Here is a 15,435-nt window from a genome sequence, read left to right as displayed (position 1 = left end):
TCGAGATCGTCTACGCTTCGGCCATGACTTCGTCGGCATCGCCAAGCGGGGACACCGGAGACGGCACGGTGGAGGAGCTCTTCGCCCTCGCCGACGCCATCGCCGCGGTCGTCGGCGGCTCCGTGGCCATCGAGGACCTGGACGCCCGGGTGCTCGCCTACTCCACGCTGTCCAGCCAGCGCATCGACGAGCTGCGCCGCCAGGGCATCCTCAACCGGCGCGTGCCCGAACAGCCCGGTCCGCAGACCGCGCGGCAGCAGCGCCAGTACCGGGAGGTGCTCGCCGCGCCCGGCGTCGTGTCACTGCCGGGGCTGGCCGAGGACGAGCTGCCGCGCGCCGCCGTGGCCATCCGCGCCGGGGACCTGCCGCTCGGCACGATCTGGGCCATCGCCGACCACTCGCAGCTCGACGAGGCGGGCGAACGGGCGCTGCTCGACGGTGCGCGGACCGCGGCCCTGCACATGCTGCGCCGCCGCAGCGCCGCCGCCCTGGAGCTGCACGCGCGCGACCAGGCGCTGCGCGCCGGCCTGGACGGCACGGCGCAGGCCAGGGACACGGCGTACCGGCTCGGCCTGCCGCCGGGCGGGCGGCTGGTCCTGCTCGGCTTCGCCCCCGTCGCGTGCTCCACGGAGGCGGGCACGCTGTTGACCCGCATGGGCTCCGATCTCGGCCGGCACTGGGCGGCGGTCCACCCGTCGGCCGCCGTCGCGACCGGGCCGCGCGCCGTCTACACCCTGTTGCCGGGAGCGGACCCCGAGTCCGCCCGGCGGCTCGCCGCACAGGCACTCGCCGCGGTCACTCGTCCGCGCACGGCCCCGCTGCGCGCCGCCGTCGGCCGACCCGCGGCCGACCCGGCGGAGCTGCCGCGGCTGCGCGCGGAGGTGGACGACGTGCTGCGGGTGACCACGGCCGAGACCTCGGCACCGGCCGTCGCGGCACTGACCGACGTCCACGCCCAGGTGCTCCTCGCCCACGTGGCCGACGCACTCGACCGGCGGCCACAGCTACGCCACCCCGGAGTCGAGGCGATGCTCACCCACGATCGCGACCAGCACACGCAGTACGCCGCCTCGGTGGCGGCCTGGCTGGATGCCGTCGGCAACGTCGGTGAGGCGGCGCGGCGCCTCGCCGTGCACCCGAACACGCTCAAGTACCGGCTGCGGCGCACGCGCGAGCTGTTCGGCCTCGATCTGGACGATCCGGATGACCGCCTGTCCTGCTGGCTGCAGCTGCGGATCGGCGTCCGCTCCGTGGCAGACGGCGAAGAGTCGTCGGGCACCGGAAGGGGCGCGGAATGAAGGAGGCGCGATCCGGCCGGATACGCGTTCCGTATGGGAGCGACGCCGGGCGGACTGGTCTGGCTCTCAGCTGCGGTCAGGGGTCGTCCTCGGTCCATTGGTCCAGCAGGACGTCGCCCAGGTAGCCGCTGGGTTCGGCGGGTCCGCCGTGCAAGGACTGTTCCGTCCAGATGACCTTGCCGGCGGGGGTGTAGCGGGTGCCCCAGCGTTCGGCGTACTGGGCGACGAGGAACAGACCGCGGCCGCCCTCGTCGGTGGTCGCTGCCCGGCGCAGGTGCGGGGAGGTGCTGGAGCCGTCGGAGACCTCGCAGATCAGGGTGCGGTCGCGCAGCAGGCGGACGGTGATGGGCTCGGCGCCGTAGCGGATGGCGTTGGTGATCAGCTCGCTGAGAATGAGCTCGGTGGCGAACCCGATGTCCTGCAGACCCCAGTCCTCCAGGCGGCGGGCGCAGGCGCTGCGGACCCGGGACACCGCCGACGGGTCGCGCGGCACGTCCCACTCGGCCACCCGCGTGGAATCGAGCCGGCGAGTGCGGGCCACCAGCAAGGCGATGTCATCGGTGGGACGGGCGGGCAGCATCGCTTCGATCACGGCCGCGCAGGTGGCCTCCGGGGTGAGGTCGGGGCCGGCCAGAGCGCGGTGCAGGGCCTCAAGGCCGGCTTCCAGGTCCCGGGTGCGGTCCTCGACCAGCCCGTCGGTGAAGAGCACCAGCCGGGAACCCTCGGGCAAGATCAGTTCGGCGCTCTCGAACGGCAGGCCGGCGCCCAGGCCCAGCGGCGGAGAGACCGGCAGCTGGGGGAATTCCACAGACCCGTCGGGATGGACCACCGCCGGTCCCAGGTGGCCGGCGGTGGCGGCGACCAAGCGCCCGTCGACCGGGTTGTAGATGGCATACAAGCAGGTGGCTCCGGTGATGCCCTGTCCGTCCCCGGCTGCGGCGGACTCGTCGTCGTCGATGTGAGCCACCAGTTCGTCCAGACGGCTCAGCAGGTCATCGGGAGGCATGTCCAAGGTGGCGAAATTGTGCACGGCGGTGCGCAGCCGGCCCATGGTGGCTGCGGCGTGCAGCCCGTGGCCGACGACATCTCCGACCACCAGCGCCACACGGGCGCCGGACAGCGGGATGACATCGAACCAGTCGCCGCCCACTCCGGCCTGTGCCGGCAGGTAACGGTAGGCGGTCTCCAGCGCGTTCTGCTCCGGCAGTCCGCGGGGCAGGAGGCTGCGCTGCAGGGTGACGGCCAGGGTGTGCTCGCGGGTGTAGCGGCGGGCGTTGTCGATGCACACAGCCGCCCGGGCGGCCAGTTCCCGGGCGACGGACAGGTCCTCCTCGTCGAACGGTGGTGAGGCGTTCGCGCGCCAGAAGTCCGCCACGCCCAGGAGCACGCCCCGCGCCCGCAGCGGGACCACGACGAGGGAGTGGATGCCGTGGTCCACGACCCGCTGGGCACGCTCGGGGTCGTGGGCCCGCCAGCCTTCCGATGCGCTCAGGTCCGGCTCCAGGACCGCCCCGCCGCTGATCACCCCGTCGGCGACGGGGCTGGTGGGAACGAACCGGATCAGCTCACCGACGGGGTACAGCGCCTGGGCCCCTTCCAGGCCGAAGGAGGCGGTCCGGCGCATCTCGGTGCCCGCCCGGGGCGGCTCCTCGCCGTACAGCACCGAGTCCAGCAGCTCCACGGTGACGACGTCGGCGAATCTGGGGACGGCCACCTGCGCCAGCTCCTCGCAGGTGCGCGTCACGTCCAGCGTGGTCCCGATCCGCACCCCCGCGTCGTACAGCAGCCTCAGCCGCTCCCGTGCCACCTCCGCGCGCCCGGTCACCGCGGCCAGCTCCGTCGTGTCCCGCAGCGTCACGACCCAGCCGGCCTGCCCCCCATACGGGGCGGTGGGCCGCTTGTTCACCGCCAGCAGACGGTCCCCGGCCAGGTGTACCGCGTCCGCGACCGGTTCACTGGACGACAGCAACCGCGCCGTCTGCTCATCCAGGTCCAGGTCGCCCACCTGCCGCTGCTCCGCGTCCGCCGGCAGGTCCAACAGCCGCCGCGCCTCGTCGTTCGCCAGCAGTAGCCGTCCATCGGCACGGATGATCAACACTCCTTCACGCACCGCGTGGAAAACCGCGTCGTGGTGCTCGTACATGCGTGTCATCTCGGCCGGAGCCAGACCGTGCGTCTGCCGACGCAGCCGCCGGGCCACCAGCGCCGTCCCCAGTGTGGACGCCACGAGTGCGGCCCCGCCGGTGCCGAGGATGATCGGCAGCTGCTGCTCGACCAGGCTCGAGACGTTCTGCACCGTGATCCCGGAGGACACGAGGCCCACTACCGAACCGTCGGCGTCCTTCACCGGGGCCACGGCCTGGATGGCTGTTCCGGTGCCCCCGGGCACGGGCGGTCCGCCCGCCCGCTCGACAATGGTGCGGCCTTCGAGCGACGGTTCGATGGTGCCGACGAACTTCTTCCCGATCTCGCGGGGATCGGGATACGTCAGACGAATCCCCTCGGTGTCCAGGACGACAACGAAGTCCACGCCCGCCCGCTTCCGGGCTGCTTCGGCGCGTGGCTGAAGCACTCTCGTGGGATCCGCGCTCTTCAGAGCCTCGGCCGTGCCAGGGGCGTTCGCGAACGTCTCGGCCGCGGTCACCGACTGGCGCTCCGCCTCTCGCGTACTGTCGCGCGCCACCTGGGCTGCCAGGGCAGCCACTCCGGCCACGACCAGCAGCAACACGATCACGACTTGTAGTACGAAGACCTGCCCGGCCGCGCTGCGCACGTTGAGCAGGAGACGCAGCGCCGAACCGAAGCCGACCCTCGACTCCGTCGCCGAACTCCCGGTGTGACGTCGATCAGACGGACGGCGTCCCACGGGCGGACGGTGCAGCGATTTCCGATGCCGCCGGAACAGTTCCCTCATGCGCCATTCGTAACACTGCATTCCGTCCCGGGCCGAGCCACATCCCGTGTCCGCCGGCCGCCTTCCACGATGAGGTGGAGCTCGGCGGGGTTGGTAGCTCGGACGGGTGCAACCCGATGCCGACGCCGTAGCGGCGGACCGCGCCGGCGCCGGCCGTCTCGTACGCCCCCTGGCGCGACGTCCTGCGTGGGCGACTGTCGGATCCGCTCCGCCGGGACCGGCGGTATGTACGCCGGGGTCCGCAGAGCAGCTGATTGAAGCACCACCGTCGTCCCGGCTTCCCAGTGCGCCACGGCCTGGGCGATGGCCGGATCCACCCGGCGCGGCGGCGCGGCCTGGCGGTGCGCGGCAAGCGTGCGGCGACAGCCGTCTGAGGCGGTCTCCAGGGTGCGGACTGGCACAGGGGGCGCGGCCGAGTTGCGGGTCCGGGTCGGCGGCCGAGCAGCGCCTGTACCTGTCTTCGCCGCGCCCAGGGCTGCGCGGCTTCACGGCCCGGGACGGCGGGCCGCGACTGGTCCTGCGGGCCGGACGCAGGACGTACGGGGGATGGCTTCGGAAGGAAGCCACGGTCGTTGTCCGGAAAATCAGGCCACGTTCGCGAGCTTCTGGCGCACGACGATCGCGTTGAGCTGCACGGCGAACGGTGCGGTGTCGGCGAGGCCCAGGTCCCCCACGCGATTCTTGTCAAAGCCCACGGTGACGTCGGTGCAGAAGGCGACGGCGTACAGGTACGCGCCGGCTTCCTCGTCCTGGAGAGCGAAGAACAGATCGCGGTAGTAGCTGGTGTGGTCTGGCTGCTCCTCGTAGTACGCCAGCCCCGGTTCGCCATCCTGCGCGGCGAGACCGGTGAAGGCATCCACGAGGTCGCGCTCGATGGTGTCCCAGAACGACGCCTGAGCCGCCTCTGACGGGAGCGCCTGGCGGACCGCCTCCTTGAGGGAGAGCACCATGACCAGGATTGGCGCCTCCTCCTGGAGCTTCCAACCGCGGATCACCTTGATGATGTCGCTGTCGGGGAGCATGGCGGCGGCATCGCGAATGTGAGCGAAGTCGTAATTGACGGTGGCGGGTGCGATCGCCTCCTGGAAGGCACGCGTGAGGGCCTCCGCTTGGGCCTGATGTGCCTCTTCCACCACGGTGACGGTCCTGAAGCAGGCTGCCAACTCGTCCTCCTTAAACATTTTGTTGCACTGGCGAGGCGCCAGTATGCCGTGGGGTGCGCCAGACCGTTCCGCCGGGTCGCGCAACCGGCGGACCGGTCCAGGCACGCATTCGGCAGCCTTGAGACAGGCGGCGCGGGCGGCGTGGGGGCTCGCGGCTCGTACCGGAGACCGTCTTCGTGAGCTTCGGCTTCTCCCGCGGGTGGGACAGGAGGGCTGCCGCTTAACGGATCTTCGCGTGATCCCGTTGTGCCAGCGGCGCCAGCCGCGCACGCAGGGCCTGCTGTCCGCAGGCCAGCCGACGCCAGCGGTGACCGGCCAGAACGCGCGAGAGGTGGCGCAGGGTGCGGCTGGACAGATCGATAGCGGACGGGTAGACAAGCACACCAGCTCTCGGCGGGTAACGGTGATCTTGGTCGTGAACCCATCTACCAGGAGCTTTCTTCACGCCCGCCACTAGGGTCCCCGATCCGACCGCCCGGCAGGTTGGAAGAGGCTCACTGATCCGCGTTGCTCAGCCGACCGGTCCCGTCGCCATGAGCGGCCCGTACCGCCGGTTCGAGCAGCGACAACGTCCGCTGCTGCGCATCGAGGGCGACGCGGATGCCGACTGGCATCGGCAGATTCGGGCCGACATGTCCGAATTCGACGTTGCCCAGGACTGGGATGTCACGGTCGCCGAGGACGTCGAGGACGATCTCGGGCAGGGTCGGGGACGCGTCGGGCGAGTCGAGTCCGTCGATCGCGTGCGGAACGCCCACGACCATGCTGGAGATTCGACGAGGCAAGCGGCCCACAGGCAGCCGCCATCTCGGGTGAGCCGGCTGCACGAGCACCGCACCGTCGCCGAGGCGAGCCACGCTCGGGGGCACGACCTGGCGCGTGTCGACCCCACAGGCGAGGTCGCCGACACGGGCCGGTCCGGCCGCCGAGCAGGCACAGGGCAAGGCGAGGACTGCACGTGGAGCCGACGATCAGGCCCAGCGCATCAGCCCTCGACCAGCCGCGACAACACCAGCGCCGAAGCACCGGCCAGCAGGCTGATCACCCAGACGGCAACCAGCGGCTGCCGCCCCTTGACCAGAGCCCGCACCGTCGCGACGATCTCAACAGCCGCGGCCAGCACACCGAGCGAGCCGACGATGGCCGCGGTCCAGTACGCCCAGGCATGCTCGCCGAAGAGGCGCAGCAGCATCAGAGCGAGACCAAGAAACAACACAGGCCAGGTGTTGTTGCTCAACGACGGCTCGGCAGGCACGTTCCGTCCGTCTCTTGTCCCCGCTCCGACCGGTTCGGTCTCCGGCATCGTTCCCGCTCCCCCGTCCGCACATGATCAACATCTGGCGTCCGAAGAGACGTCAAACCTCGTTGAGAGGTTGCCCGACGGTCGAAGAGTCCGATGGCGGCAAGACCGCCAGCCCCACGAACACACCCGCGAGGGTCGGCCCTTGAGTCACCGCCGATCCCCTGGTGGAGTCCGGGCTCCGACGCCACCGGGCTGGACAGCTAATTGGCCGTCCGGGAGCCGGATCGTCCGGTCTCCATTGCGGCTACAGCCCGAACTGGCTCATCACCACCCGTACACAGATCGCAAGGCCTGCCCGTGGCTCCTCACAGCGCAGCGCCCGGGCGCCACCGCGGAATGATGGAGAGAACCGTACCCTTGCGGCATGCGCATGCGCCCCACTCTGAGCTGGACCCCTCCCGAGGACCTGCCGCCGGGCACCACGGATCTGGAGCCGGTCGCCGATGCGCTGAGCAGCGGCGGTGTACTGGTGCTCAGCGGGGCGGGTATTTCCACGGAGTCGGGCATCCCCGACTACCGGGGCGAGGGCGGGAGCCTGAGCCGGCACACCCCGATGACCTACCAGGACTTCACCACCAGCGCCCAGGCCCGGCGCCGGTACTGGGCGCGCAGCCACCTCGGCTGGCGCACCTTCGGTCGCGCCCGGCCCAACGCCGGGCACCGGGCCGTGGCAGCGTTCGGGCGGCACGGCCTGCTCTCCGGTGTGATCACCCAGAACGTCGACGGCCTGCACCAGGCCGCCGGCAGCGAGGAGGTCGTGGAGCTCCACGGAAGCCTGGGCCGGGTCGTCTGCCTGTCCTGCGGTGCCCTCAGCCCACGCCGCGAACTCGCGCGGCGGCTGGAGGAGGCCAACGCGGGTTTCGAGCCGGTGGCCGCAGGAATCAATCCGGACGGTGACGCCGACCTCACCGACGAGCAGGTCGGGGACTTCCGCGTGGTGCCCTGTACGGTCTGCGGCGGCATCCTCAAACCGGACGTGGTCTTCTTCGGCGAGAACGTTCCGCCGCGGCGGGTCGAACACTGCCGCACACTGGTCCATGAGGCGTCCTCGCTGCTGGTCCTCGGCTCCTCACTGACGGTGATGTCCGGACTCCGGTTCGTCCGCCAGGCGGCCCAGGCGGGGAAGCCGGTGCTGATCGTCAACCGGGACCCGACCCGAGGCGACCGGCACGCTCTCGCCCGGGTCGCGCTCCCGCTGGGAAAAGCCCTCACCACCGTGGGCGAGCGGCTGGGCATCCCCGTCGGCCACCGGACGGCAGTCTGAGTAGATGGCGCAGTGGGGCGTCACTGGGGTGAAACGCGGCGGCCCTCGGCGCTCCCAAGGGCGGACATCGAGCGTGCGGTACGACAACACCACACGCTGACGCGGCCGCAGGTACCGAGCCACGTTGTGCCGACGCACCGTCCAGTACGCCGGCTCCGCTCACTACAAAAAGCCGCCCCCTCCCCGACAACGCCCCGCGGCGTAGCCGCAACCAGTGACCACCGGGGACGTGTTGGGTGATACGAGGGTCACCCGGCCGACATCTTGTGTCATCTGCCAGTACGACCGCCAGACAGGGCGGGAGCAGACTTCCTGCCACGGCCGCGACCCGGCGAGCCTCGGAATCCTGAGGTCCGGCATGGCCACGTACAGGACGACGCACTGAAGGGGGCAGCACGTGAGCGTGCAGCAGTACGACAAGATCGGCGAGGCATTCGAGGGGTTCAAGTCCCTGCCACTGATTCGTTACGGGGAGGTGCCGAGCTTCCTGGCCATGGTCGGGGACGTGAGCGGCAAGTCGGTTATCGACCTGGCGTGCGGCACCGGTTTCTACAGCAGGGAGTTCAAGCGGCGCGGCGCCACGGACGTCTTCGGTGTCGACATCTCCGGCGAGATGATCGCCGCCGCGCGGGAGATCGAGCAGCGTGAGCCGCTGGGTGTGCGCTACGAGGTCGGTGACGTGGCCGAGCTGCGGCCTCTCGACCGGCGCTTCGACATCGCGCTGGCAGTGCAGTGCCTCAACTACGCCGAGGACATCGCGACGATGGAGCGGATGTGCCGCAACATCCACCGGAGCCTGGTGCCCGGTGGAGAGTTCTTCGTGTTCTGCCAGAACCCCGACTACCAGTTCGACTGTCCGTCCCTGGACAAGTACGGGTTCCGTTGCGAGCCGACCGGCGAGGAAATCGAGATAGGTCCGCGGGTGCGGGTCACGGCTCTCCTCGAACCGCAGCCGATCAGCATCGTCGGCGCGGCCCCGCGCCGCGAGGTCTACGAGGAGTGTCTGCGGGCGGCCGGGTTCAGTGAGGCGGAGTGGGTTCCGCTTCAGGTGTCGGAGGACGGCATCCGTGAGTTCGGCGAGGCCTTCTGGGCGGACCTCCTCGCGAAGCCGCCGCTGGAGATGCTGCGCTGCCGTGCCTGACCGGCCGGCTGGCCGGACCTCGAGGACGGTTCCGCCCTGGGGTGTAGCCCTCGGGAGGGCACGAGACTCGCTGGAGCGGGCCGGGCGGCCAGGACGATGCCGTCGGCGGTGGCCGGCCGACCGGTGTCCTGAGTCAGGCTGGATCGCCGCCTGGGATGGCCTCCCGTCCATGACCAGCGCAGCCTGATGCAGTATCCCTGGCCGACGATCCGCCGCTGGACAGGCGTTGGCGGATCGTCGGCCGGCGCGTGCCGGCGTTCAGTCGACCTTGGAACGGCAACGCGCCGCGCGTCATCGACGGCCGCCTTGTCTGGGAGTGAGGGTCACATCCACGGGCGCGGCACCTTCCGCCCGCCGGCCCTCGACGGACGACCTCGCAGAGGTCGGCCCCGCGCCTGCGGCACGGCGGGGACGCCTCATGCCACAGCGGTCAGGCGCCCTTGATCGTCGTGGTGACGGGGGTGCCCGTCTCGACCGTGCGGCTGACCGTGCAGAGACGATCGTGGGATGTCCTGACCGCGCGGGGAAGAATCGTGCGAGCGCGCTCCGCACCCTCGCCGTCCGGGAAGGCGACATTGAACGTGACCTGGAGATTGGTCATGCGGTTGCCCCCTTCGTCACTGATCTTGTCGCCCGTTACCGTGACCGAGAATTCGACGGGCTCGGCGTGGCGGCTGGTGGCGACGTCGACGTCCGCGGCCGTGCAGCCCCCGATCGCGGCGAGCAGGAGTTCGACCGGGGTGAAATCGGTGTTCCGGCCGTCATCGGAGGCGGTGCCGAAGTGGATGGTGCCGCCGCGGGCGTTGGTGGCGACGAAGTGGCCGGTGCTGGTTCGCTCGACGACAACGGAACGCTTGGAGTCTTCGCTCATGCGCCCGACAGTACTGCCAGAGATCGGTGTGATCACGGGCGTGGACGCACTCGTGTTTGTGCTCCGTCGTGCGCATCGGTGCTGGGGCCGCCCTTAGCACGTTGGTCAGCCCGACTGCCAGCCCTCGGCGGCCAGGAAACTGGTCGATCCGAGGGATGAGTTGTGCCCGTCCCAGAGGTCTGTCGTTCCTGGAGTGAGCCCGGACCGTCCCGGCTCACGGTTATCGAGGAGGGCACCGCCATGGGCAAGGTCGTCGCCATCGAACATCTCACACTCGACGGAGTGATGCAGGCCCCCGGGCACCCCGACGAAGACCGTTGGGACGACTTCGCGTACGGCGGCTGGGCGAACGCACGCCAGGATCCCGCGATGCAGGAGGCGATGGGCGCACACATGTCGAGCGCGTGGTCCCTGCTGGCCGGGCGGACGACGTACGAACGCTTCGCGGACTACTGGCCCCGGCAGGAGCCCAACCCGTTCACCGAGGCGCTCAACCGTGTCCGCAAGTACGTGGTGTCAACCACGCTGACGGAGCCTCCGGCCTGGCAGAACACCGTCCTCCTCAAGGGCGACGCCGTAAGCGCGGTGTCGAGGCTGAAAGGCGAGGTGGAGGAGAACCTGGTGGTGTTCGGCAGCGGGGTACTGGTCCGGTCGCTGCTGCCGCACCGCCTTGTCGACAAGCTCGTCCTGTTGATCCATCCGCTGACTCTGGGCTCGGGCCGCCGGTTGTTCGCGGACTCCGGATCGAATCCGGCCAGCTTCCGACTGGCCGACAGCGCAACGACCGCCACCGGCGTCATCATCGCCGTGTACGAGCCTGCCGAACAGTGATCAACACATCGCTGTACCGGCACGGCGGGGACACGTCGTGCCGCCTGCTGCGGTCGGCGGCCGGGGAGGGTGCGCCGCGGGCGGCCCACCCTCCCCCGGGAAACGGTCAGCCGGTGGGCAGGCCCAGCCCGTAGTAGGTGACGTGGTAACCGTCCACGTACTCGGCCTCGCCGCCGACGATCAGGTCGGTTGGTTCGTTCACCCCCACCGCCCTGGCCGTGGCCACGAGCATCTCCGCGAGTGCACGGCCCTTGGGTTCGCCGGGCCCGCCTCCGTCCACGCGCCACACAGGGTCGTCGTCGCTGTAGATCGACGCCGTGTTCGGGTGCTCGGCGACCGTGCCCCAGCCGAGTGCGGCCGGATCGGCGTCATCCGGGGCGAAGAAGCCGATCGCCAGCCGGTCGCCGCACGTCACGTCGAACAGGATGGGTGCGCCGCGGTCGGTGCGCCCGTAGAACGGCATACCGATCCTGATGCCGAGGGCGGTGGTCTCGGCGGGCAGCGCTCCCAGGAAGTCGCCCAGCGACCGGGTGACCGTCTCCCAGCTACGGGCGGTCCAGCCGCCGGGGAAGCCGAGGCCGACGTTGGCCTGGTCGCGATTGCTGCCGAAGTAGCCGCTGATCGAGTTCTCCTCGCCGACGCCCTGACGCCAGAACCAGTTCTCCGCCGGGCCGGTGGGCTGCAGGACCAGCTCCGGCCCTGACTTTCCGGCGCGCAGTTCCAGGGTGTCCGGCCTGCCGCGCCAGCGCACGAAAGGCGCGCCCCACAGCGGCCCGCTGTCGTAGAAGGGGCCCAGGTCGCCGTGCGAACCCATGATGGACGGTTTGCCCAGCGCGGCGGTCACCGCCTCCCTGGCGGCGCGGAAGGCGGCGGCCTGCGCCGCGGCGTCCGGTGCGGCAGTCGCCACGGGGACCGCGAGTTCCACGTACGACTCGCCGCCGACGTAAGGCTTTTCGAACTCGCCGACCGGGCGGAGACGGGCGTCTCCCGAGGACCGACCGGTGCTCAGGACGGGATCGGACGGCGTCCCGTTCCAGGCCCAGCCGAACTCGGCTGCCAAGGCCGCGACCCCGTCCGGCGTCCAGCCGCCCGTGTCCGCCGCGACGAGTCGCCGGGCGAGATCAGCGATGGATTCCTCTTCGATGCTTCCCCGTTGTCCGTTCATGCGATCATGGTGCCGCATCCTGGGTCGGACCGGTTTGGGGGGTGCACGGAGGCGAGCGCAGCCGGGTCGAACGCTCCGCGTGGCTGCAGCAACGTCAGGAAAATGGGCGGTCGGGCCTCCACACTCTCTCAGCTGGTGTGAAGGATCCGAAAGCGATCGGGTTCCGCCGGATCTCGATCAACGACCTGGACCGGCGTCCCAGTCCATTGCCAGACGCTGATGCCTGGCCTGCGGGAGAACTGGATCTGCCCGCGGGTGCCTTCGACTGCGACACGCGGCCAGGATTCGGCAATACGCGACCGTTCCGAGCCGTGAGAACGCAGCACATTTGCGAGGACGGTGACCGTGTCGTAGCCCTCGAAGGCGACGAAGGAGGGCGCTTTGGCCAACCGCTCGCGGAGGGCCGTATCGACTCGTGCACCGAGTGGGCTGAGGCGCTCGGGCAGGTAGCGCAGGAACGGGATCGCGGCGCCGTCGTCGGCCAGCGCCGTCGCCCATTCGGCGAACTCCGGTTGCCCGGCCGGAGCACCGATCATGATCTCGGCGAGGCGCTGTTCGCGGCGGACGGACTTGACGATCGACACTGCCGGCTCCGGGAAGCCGACGAGGAGAAGGAGGGCTGTCGCGCGATGGTCGACGAGTGCGTCGCACAGGGCCGTGGGGGCGAGCGCGCCCATGTCGAGTTCGATGACGGTGCCGCCGCGTGGAGCGAGGTTGTCCCGCAGAACGCGGGTCCCGGATGCCCAGTAGATACTCGGCTGGGTTGCGACGGCGATGCGGCTGTGGCCCGCGCTGAGGAGGAAGTCTGCGTAGATCTGCCAGCCGTGGGACTGCGGCGGGCAGAGGCGCGCGACCCATTCCGTCGGCTGTTCGGTGAGCGTGTCGAGCACCGCTGACGAACAGAGGAACGGCAGGCCGAGGGTGTCGGCCCTGGCGGCAGCGGCGCGAGCGACGACGCTGTGATACTCCCCCGCCAAGGCAGCCACGCCCAGGCGAGCCAGTTCGTCTACGGCCGCCGCGGCCCTCTGCGGATCAGCCGCGGTGTCTCGGACCACCAGCTCGAGTGGTCTTCCGACGATCCCGCCGGCGTCATTGACTTCGCGAACGGCCAGCTCGAGTCCCGCGAGCAAGTGTTGGCCCGCCTCGACCCACCCGGGCCGAGTCAACGGGACGAGAGCGCCGATCTGGACGGGTGATGCGTCAGTCCGCACCGCACCAGGGCGCGAGGTTGGCGTACTCATGCGTTGGCGTCTCCGGTGTGACGTTTTGGGCAATCACCTAGGCAAGTCAAGATCATCTGGAGGGGCAGCTTATCCACCGTCTCGCGCTCGGTCAGCACCTGGAAGAGGAGGTCGAACTTCCGGCTTCCACGAACCCCGGACGGCACCGGTTCACCTGACTGGTGGCTCGACCATCAGCACGACGCGATCAGCCTCGACGTCGAAGTCGATCTCCTCCGCCGCATACCGAGTATTGGAACGCCCAACCCTGCTCCACTACGAGATCGAGAACCGACTGCCAGTCGTTTACCGAGGCGCCTCAGGCACCCAGGCGTCCGGCAGCGATCCCATATCCGCCGGGTCGAAGAACCACCTGACGTCATCCCACAGCAGATCGGCCACCGCCCCATCCCGCCTCCCCGCTGCCCCTTCACCGACCGATTTTCCTTCACCACCAAGGCAACTCCTCCGCCGCCCGTAGGCCCTCTTCCTCGCGGCCGAGGACGCGGCACACCTAGGCCGTTTCCTTCGGATCACGCCGCGGACCCGGCGTGATCCGGGATTTTCGGCGGTTCCGGACGGTGTCAAGTCCCGAGATCCCGGTGCGTGACCCCGCGGGGGCGGCTCCGGCCTACTGGAAGCGAGGACGGGGCGCCACGGGGCGCCCCTCACGACCAGTGGGAGGCAGAACCATGACGCGCAAGACCCGGAGGAACACCGTCCGCCTGAGCATCGCGGCGATCGTGGCGTCGGCCGCGGCGGCCACGGGAGGTCTGGGCCTCACCGCCACGACGGCGACGGCGGCCCCCACGGCCGGGGTCAGCACGGCCCTGGTCGCGGACGACCCGGTCGAGGACACCGGGCCCGGCGGGGAGACCGACCCGGACGGGGACGTCGACACCGACGTGACCGTCCGTCCCGAGACGATCCTCGAGGACGGCATCAAGGGGCCCGAACCGGAGGACCCCGACTGGGTCGACACGGACGCGACCGTCACCGTGGACAGGATCCTCGAGGACGGCATCAACTCCCCTGAAGGGGACAGCAACCCCGACGGCGAATTCGACCCCGACTACGGCACGCCTTAGAACGGTGCCGAGTCTGACCCGGTGAAGACATGCCCCGACGGCCACGCGTCGTCGCCCGCTCCGTGGACCTCCTGGTGGGCAAGGTTACGTTCAGCGGAAGAAAATGGCTCGACTTCAACGTATCCCGTCATCGGATCGTTGGTTTGGTGTGTCGTTGACTGACGCCCAGTGGCCCCGCATTGAGCCGTTGCTGCCGGATCGGACGCCGAAGCGGGGCGGGCGGTGGCGCGATCACCGGCAGGTGATCGACGCGATCGCCTTCAAATACCGCACCGGGACGCCGTGGATGGACCTGCCCGAGCACTTCGGATCGTGGAAGGGCGCCCATAACCGGCTGCGGAAGAGGGCCGCGGACGGCACCTGGGAGAAGGTCTTCACCGCCCTGCTCGCCCAGGCCGACGCCGAAGGCGACCTCGGGTGGGTCGTCGCGGTCGACTCCACGATCGTGCGGGCACATCAGCACGCCGCCGGGGCCCGTGAAAAGGGGCTCCGGCGGGCAAGCCGGCCGACCATGCCCTCGGCCGGTCCCGCGGCGGACTGACCACGAAGATCCATCTCGCGGCCGACGGCCAATGCCGGCCACTCGCGTTCGTCCTCACGCCCGGCCAGGCCGGTGACGCACCCGCGTTCGGCCAGGTGATGGACCGATTACGGGTGCCCAGGCCGACGGGACGGCCCAGAACGACACCGGAGCTGGTCCTGGCCGACAAGGCCTACTCCTCCCGCGCGATCCGCTCTCACCTGCGGCGGCGCGGCATCCGGGCGGTGATCCCACAGCCCGCGGACCAGGCCGCCAACCGCAAACGACTCGGCCGCCGTGGTGGCCGTCCGCCGGCCTTTGACCGCGAGGCTTACAAGCAGCGGAACACGGTCGAGCGGTGCATCAACAGGCTCAAGCAGTGGCGCGGCCTGGCCACCCGCTACGACAAGACCGCCACCATCTACCTCGCCGGACTCCACCTCGCCGCCATCTTCATCTGGTCAGCGAGGTGATCCGAAGGAAACGGCCTAGCTGCGTCCCACCAGGTGACGGAATGCGGGTCCTGGAGTCAGCGGGCCGGGCATCGGTGCGCGTCCTGTCCTGTCGCAGCGAACCTTGAGCAGTCTCACCGAAGGTTGATCGTGCCCGCTTGAGCCGAAAAGAATAGACTACTCGCAACTGATCCATTACAACTCG

General features: G+C 70.1%; 13 protein-coding genes and 1 pseudogene. 6 read left to right on the top strand and 8 right to left on the bottom strand.

Going from position 1 to position 15,435, the window contains the following annotated elements; all coding sequences use genetic code 11:
* Window positions 1-23: 23 nt before the first annotated feature.
* On the top strand, window positions 24-1,298 hold the full coding sequence (locus ACZ42A_RS23540; protein ID WP_468529221.1) for a PucR family transcriptional regulator: 1,275 nt from the start codon (window positions 24-26) through the stop codon (window positions 1,296-1,298).
* Between the two features lie 76 nt (window positions 1,299-1,374).
* Here the strand turns inward: ACZ42A_RS23540 and ACZ42A_RS23535 are convergent, their stop codons facing one another.
* The 5 genes and pseudogenes from ACZ42A_RS23535 to ACZ42A_RS23515 form a co-directional block, all read right to left on the bottom strand.
* Window positions 1,375-4,080 carry a SpoIIE family protein phosphatase gene (locus ACZ42A_RS23535; RefSeq protein ID WP_468529338.1) on the bottom strand — a complete coding sequence of 902 codons (2,706 nt, stop codon included), beginning with the start codon at window positions 4,078-4,080 and terminating at the stop codon, window positions 1,375-1,377.
* A 716-nt stretch (window positions 4,081-4,796) separates the two neighbouring features.
* Window positions 4,797-5,375, bottom strand: coding sequence for a Type-2Aa cytolytic delta-endotoxin (locus ACZ42A_RS23530; RefSeq protein ID WP_468529220.1), 579 nt, complete (start codon window positions 5,373-5,375; stop codon window positions 4,797-4,799).
* Between the two features lie 265 nt (window positions 5,376-5,640).
* Window positions 5,641-5,757: pseudogene (locus ACZ42A_RS23525) on the bottom strand (IS5/IS1182 family transposase); the annotation flags it as partial.
* 112 nt (window positions 5,758-5,869) lie between these two features.
* The gene (locus ACZ42A_RS23520) at window positions 5,870-6,139 is read right to left on the bottom strand and encodes a hypothetical protein (protein ID WP_468529219.1); all 270 of its coding nucleotides are present in this window, start codon (window positions 6,137-6,139) and stop codon (window positions 5,870-5,872) included.
* Between the two features lie 221 nt (window positions 6,140-6,360).
* Window positions 6,361-6,678: a hypothetical protein gene (locus ACZ42A_RS23515; RefSeq protein WP_468529218.1), complete on the bottom strand. Its 318-nt coding sequence runs from the start codon at window positions 6,676-6,678 to the stop codon at window positions 6,361-6,363.
* A gap of 364 nt (window positions 6,679-7,042) precedes the next feature.
* Here ACZ42A_RS23515 and ACZ42A_RS23510 point away from each other — a divergent pair, with 364 nt between their 5' ends.
* Together ACZ42A_RS23510 and ACZ42A_RS23505 are read left to right on the top strand one after the other, a co-directional pair.
* Window positions 7,043-7,942 carry an NAD-dependent protein deacetylase gene (locus tag ACZ42A_RS23510; RefSeq protein ID WP_468529217.1) on the top strand — a complete coding sequence of 300 codons (900 nt, stop codon included), beginning with the start codon at window positions 7,043-7,045 and terminating at the stop codon, window positions 7,940-7,942.
* A gap of 397 nt (window positions 7,943-8,339) precedes the next feature.
* Window positions 8,340-9,083, top strand: coding sequence for a class I SAM-dependent methyltransferase (locus ACZ42A_RS23505; RefSeq protein WP_468529216.1), 744 nt, complete (start codon window positions 8,340-8,342; stop codon window positions 9,081-9,083).
* A 430-nt stretch (window positions 9,084-9,513) separates the two neighbouring features.
* Here the strand turns inward: ACZ42A_RS23505 and ACZ42A_RS23500 are convergent, their stop codons facing one another.
* A complete protein-coding gene (locus ACZ42A_RS23500; protein WP_468529337.1) occupies window positions 9,514-9,954 on the bottom strand; it encodes an OsmC family protein in 441 nt (146 codons plus the stop codon).
* Window positions 9,955-10,194: 240 nt separating this feature from the next.
* On the opposite strand from ACZ42A_RS23500, the gene ACZ42A_RS23495 reads away from it, so the two are divergent.
* A complete protein-coding gene (locus ACZ42A_RS23495) occupies window positions 10,195-10,785 on the top strand; it encodes a dihydrofolate reductase family protein (protein ID WP_468529215.1) in 591 nt (196 codons plus the stop codon).
* 106 nt (window positions 10,786-10,891) lie between these two features.
* Here ACZ42A_RS23495 and ACZ42A_RS23490 read toward each other — a convergent pair whose 3' ends face one another.
* Both ACZ42A_RS23490 and ACZ42A_RS23485 read right to left on the bottom strand, forming a co-directional pair.
* A complete protein-coding gene (locus tag ACZ42A_RS23490) occupies window positions 10,892-11,950 on the bottom strand; it encodes a hypothetical protein (protein ID WP_468529214.1) in 1,059 nt (352 codons plus the stop codon).
* A gap of 128 nt (window positions 11,951-12,078) precedes the next feature.
* Window positions 12,079-13,191: an ABC transporter substrate-binding protein gene (locus ACZ42A_RS23485; RefSeq protein ID WP_468529213.1), complete on the bottom strand. Its 1,113-nt coding sequence runs from the start codon at window positions 13,189-13,191 to the stop codon at window positions 12,079-12,081.
* Between the two features lie 671 nt (window positions 13,192-13,862).
* On the opposite strand from ACZ42A_RS23485, the gene ACZ42A_RS23480 reads away from it, so the two are divergent.
* Both ACZ42A_RS23480 and ACZ42A_RS23475 read left to right on the top strand, forming a co-directional pair.
* Complete coding sequence (locus tag ACZ42A_RS23480) at window positions 13,863-14,258, top strand: hypothetical protein (protein WP_468529212.1); 396 nt, start codon at window positions 13,863-13,865, stop codon at window positions 14,256-14,258.
* 103 nt (window positions 14,259-14,361) lie between these two features.
* A protein-coding gene (locus ACZ42A_RS23475; protein WP_468529211.1) for an IS5 family transposase occupies window positions 14,362-15,251 on the top strand; the annotation gives its coding sequence in 2 pieces (ribosomal slippage) (window positions 14,362-14,767 and window positions 14,767-15,251; 891 coding nt in all).
* The last annotated feature ends 184 nt before the right edge of the window (window positions 15,252-15,435 follow it).

This window comes from Streptomyces sp. NPDC030838 (assembly GCF_055572035.1).
Note: the sequence above shows the minus strand (reverse complement) of the source record. Positions and strands in the feature narration are given on the sequence as shown.

Coding starts and splice junctions, on each gene's coding strand:
- ACZ42A_RS23520 (WP_468529219.1), bottom strand. CDS start 6,139: ATGGTCGTGGGCGTTCCGCACGCGATCGACGGACTCGACTCGCCCGAC.
- ACZ42A_RS23510 (WP_468529217.1), top strand. CDS start 7,043: ATGCGCATGCGCCCCACTCTGAGCTGGACCCCTCCCGAGGACCTGCCG.
- ACZ42A_RS23540 (WP_468529221.1), top strand. CDS start 24: ATGACTTCGTCGGCATCGCCAAGCGGGGACACCGGAGACGGCACGGTG.
- ACZ42A_RS23515 (WP_468529218.1), bottom strand. CDS start 6,678: ATGCCGGAGACCGAACCGGTCGGAGCGGGGACAAGAGACGGACGGAAC.
- ACZ42A_RS23490 (WP_468529214.1), bottom strand. CDS start 11,950: ATGAACGGACAACGGGGAAGCATCGAAGAGGAATCCATCGCTGATCTC.
- ACZ42A_RS23500 (WP_468529337.1), bottom strand. CDS start 9,954: ATGAGCGAAGACTCCAAGCGTTCCGTTGTCGTCGAGCGAACCAGCACC.
- ACZ42A_RS23485 (WP_468529213.1), bottom strand. CDS start 13,191: ATGAGTACGCCAACCTCGCGCCCTGGTGCGGTGCGGACTGACGCATCA.
- ACZ42A_RS23480 (WP_468529212.1), top strand. CDS start 13,863: ATGACGCGCAAGACCCGGAGGAACACCGTCCGCCTGAGCATCGCGGCG.
- ACZ42A_RS23495 (WP_468529215.1), top strand. CDS start 10,195: ATGGGCAAGGTCGTCGCCATCGAACATCTCACACTCGACGGAGTGATG.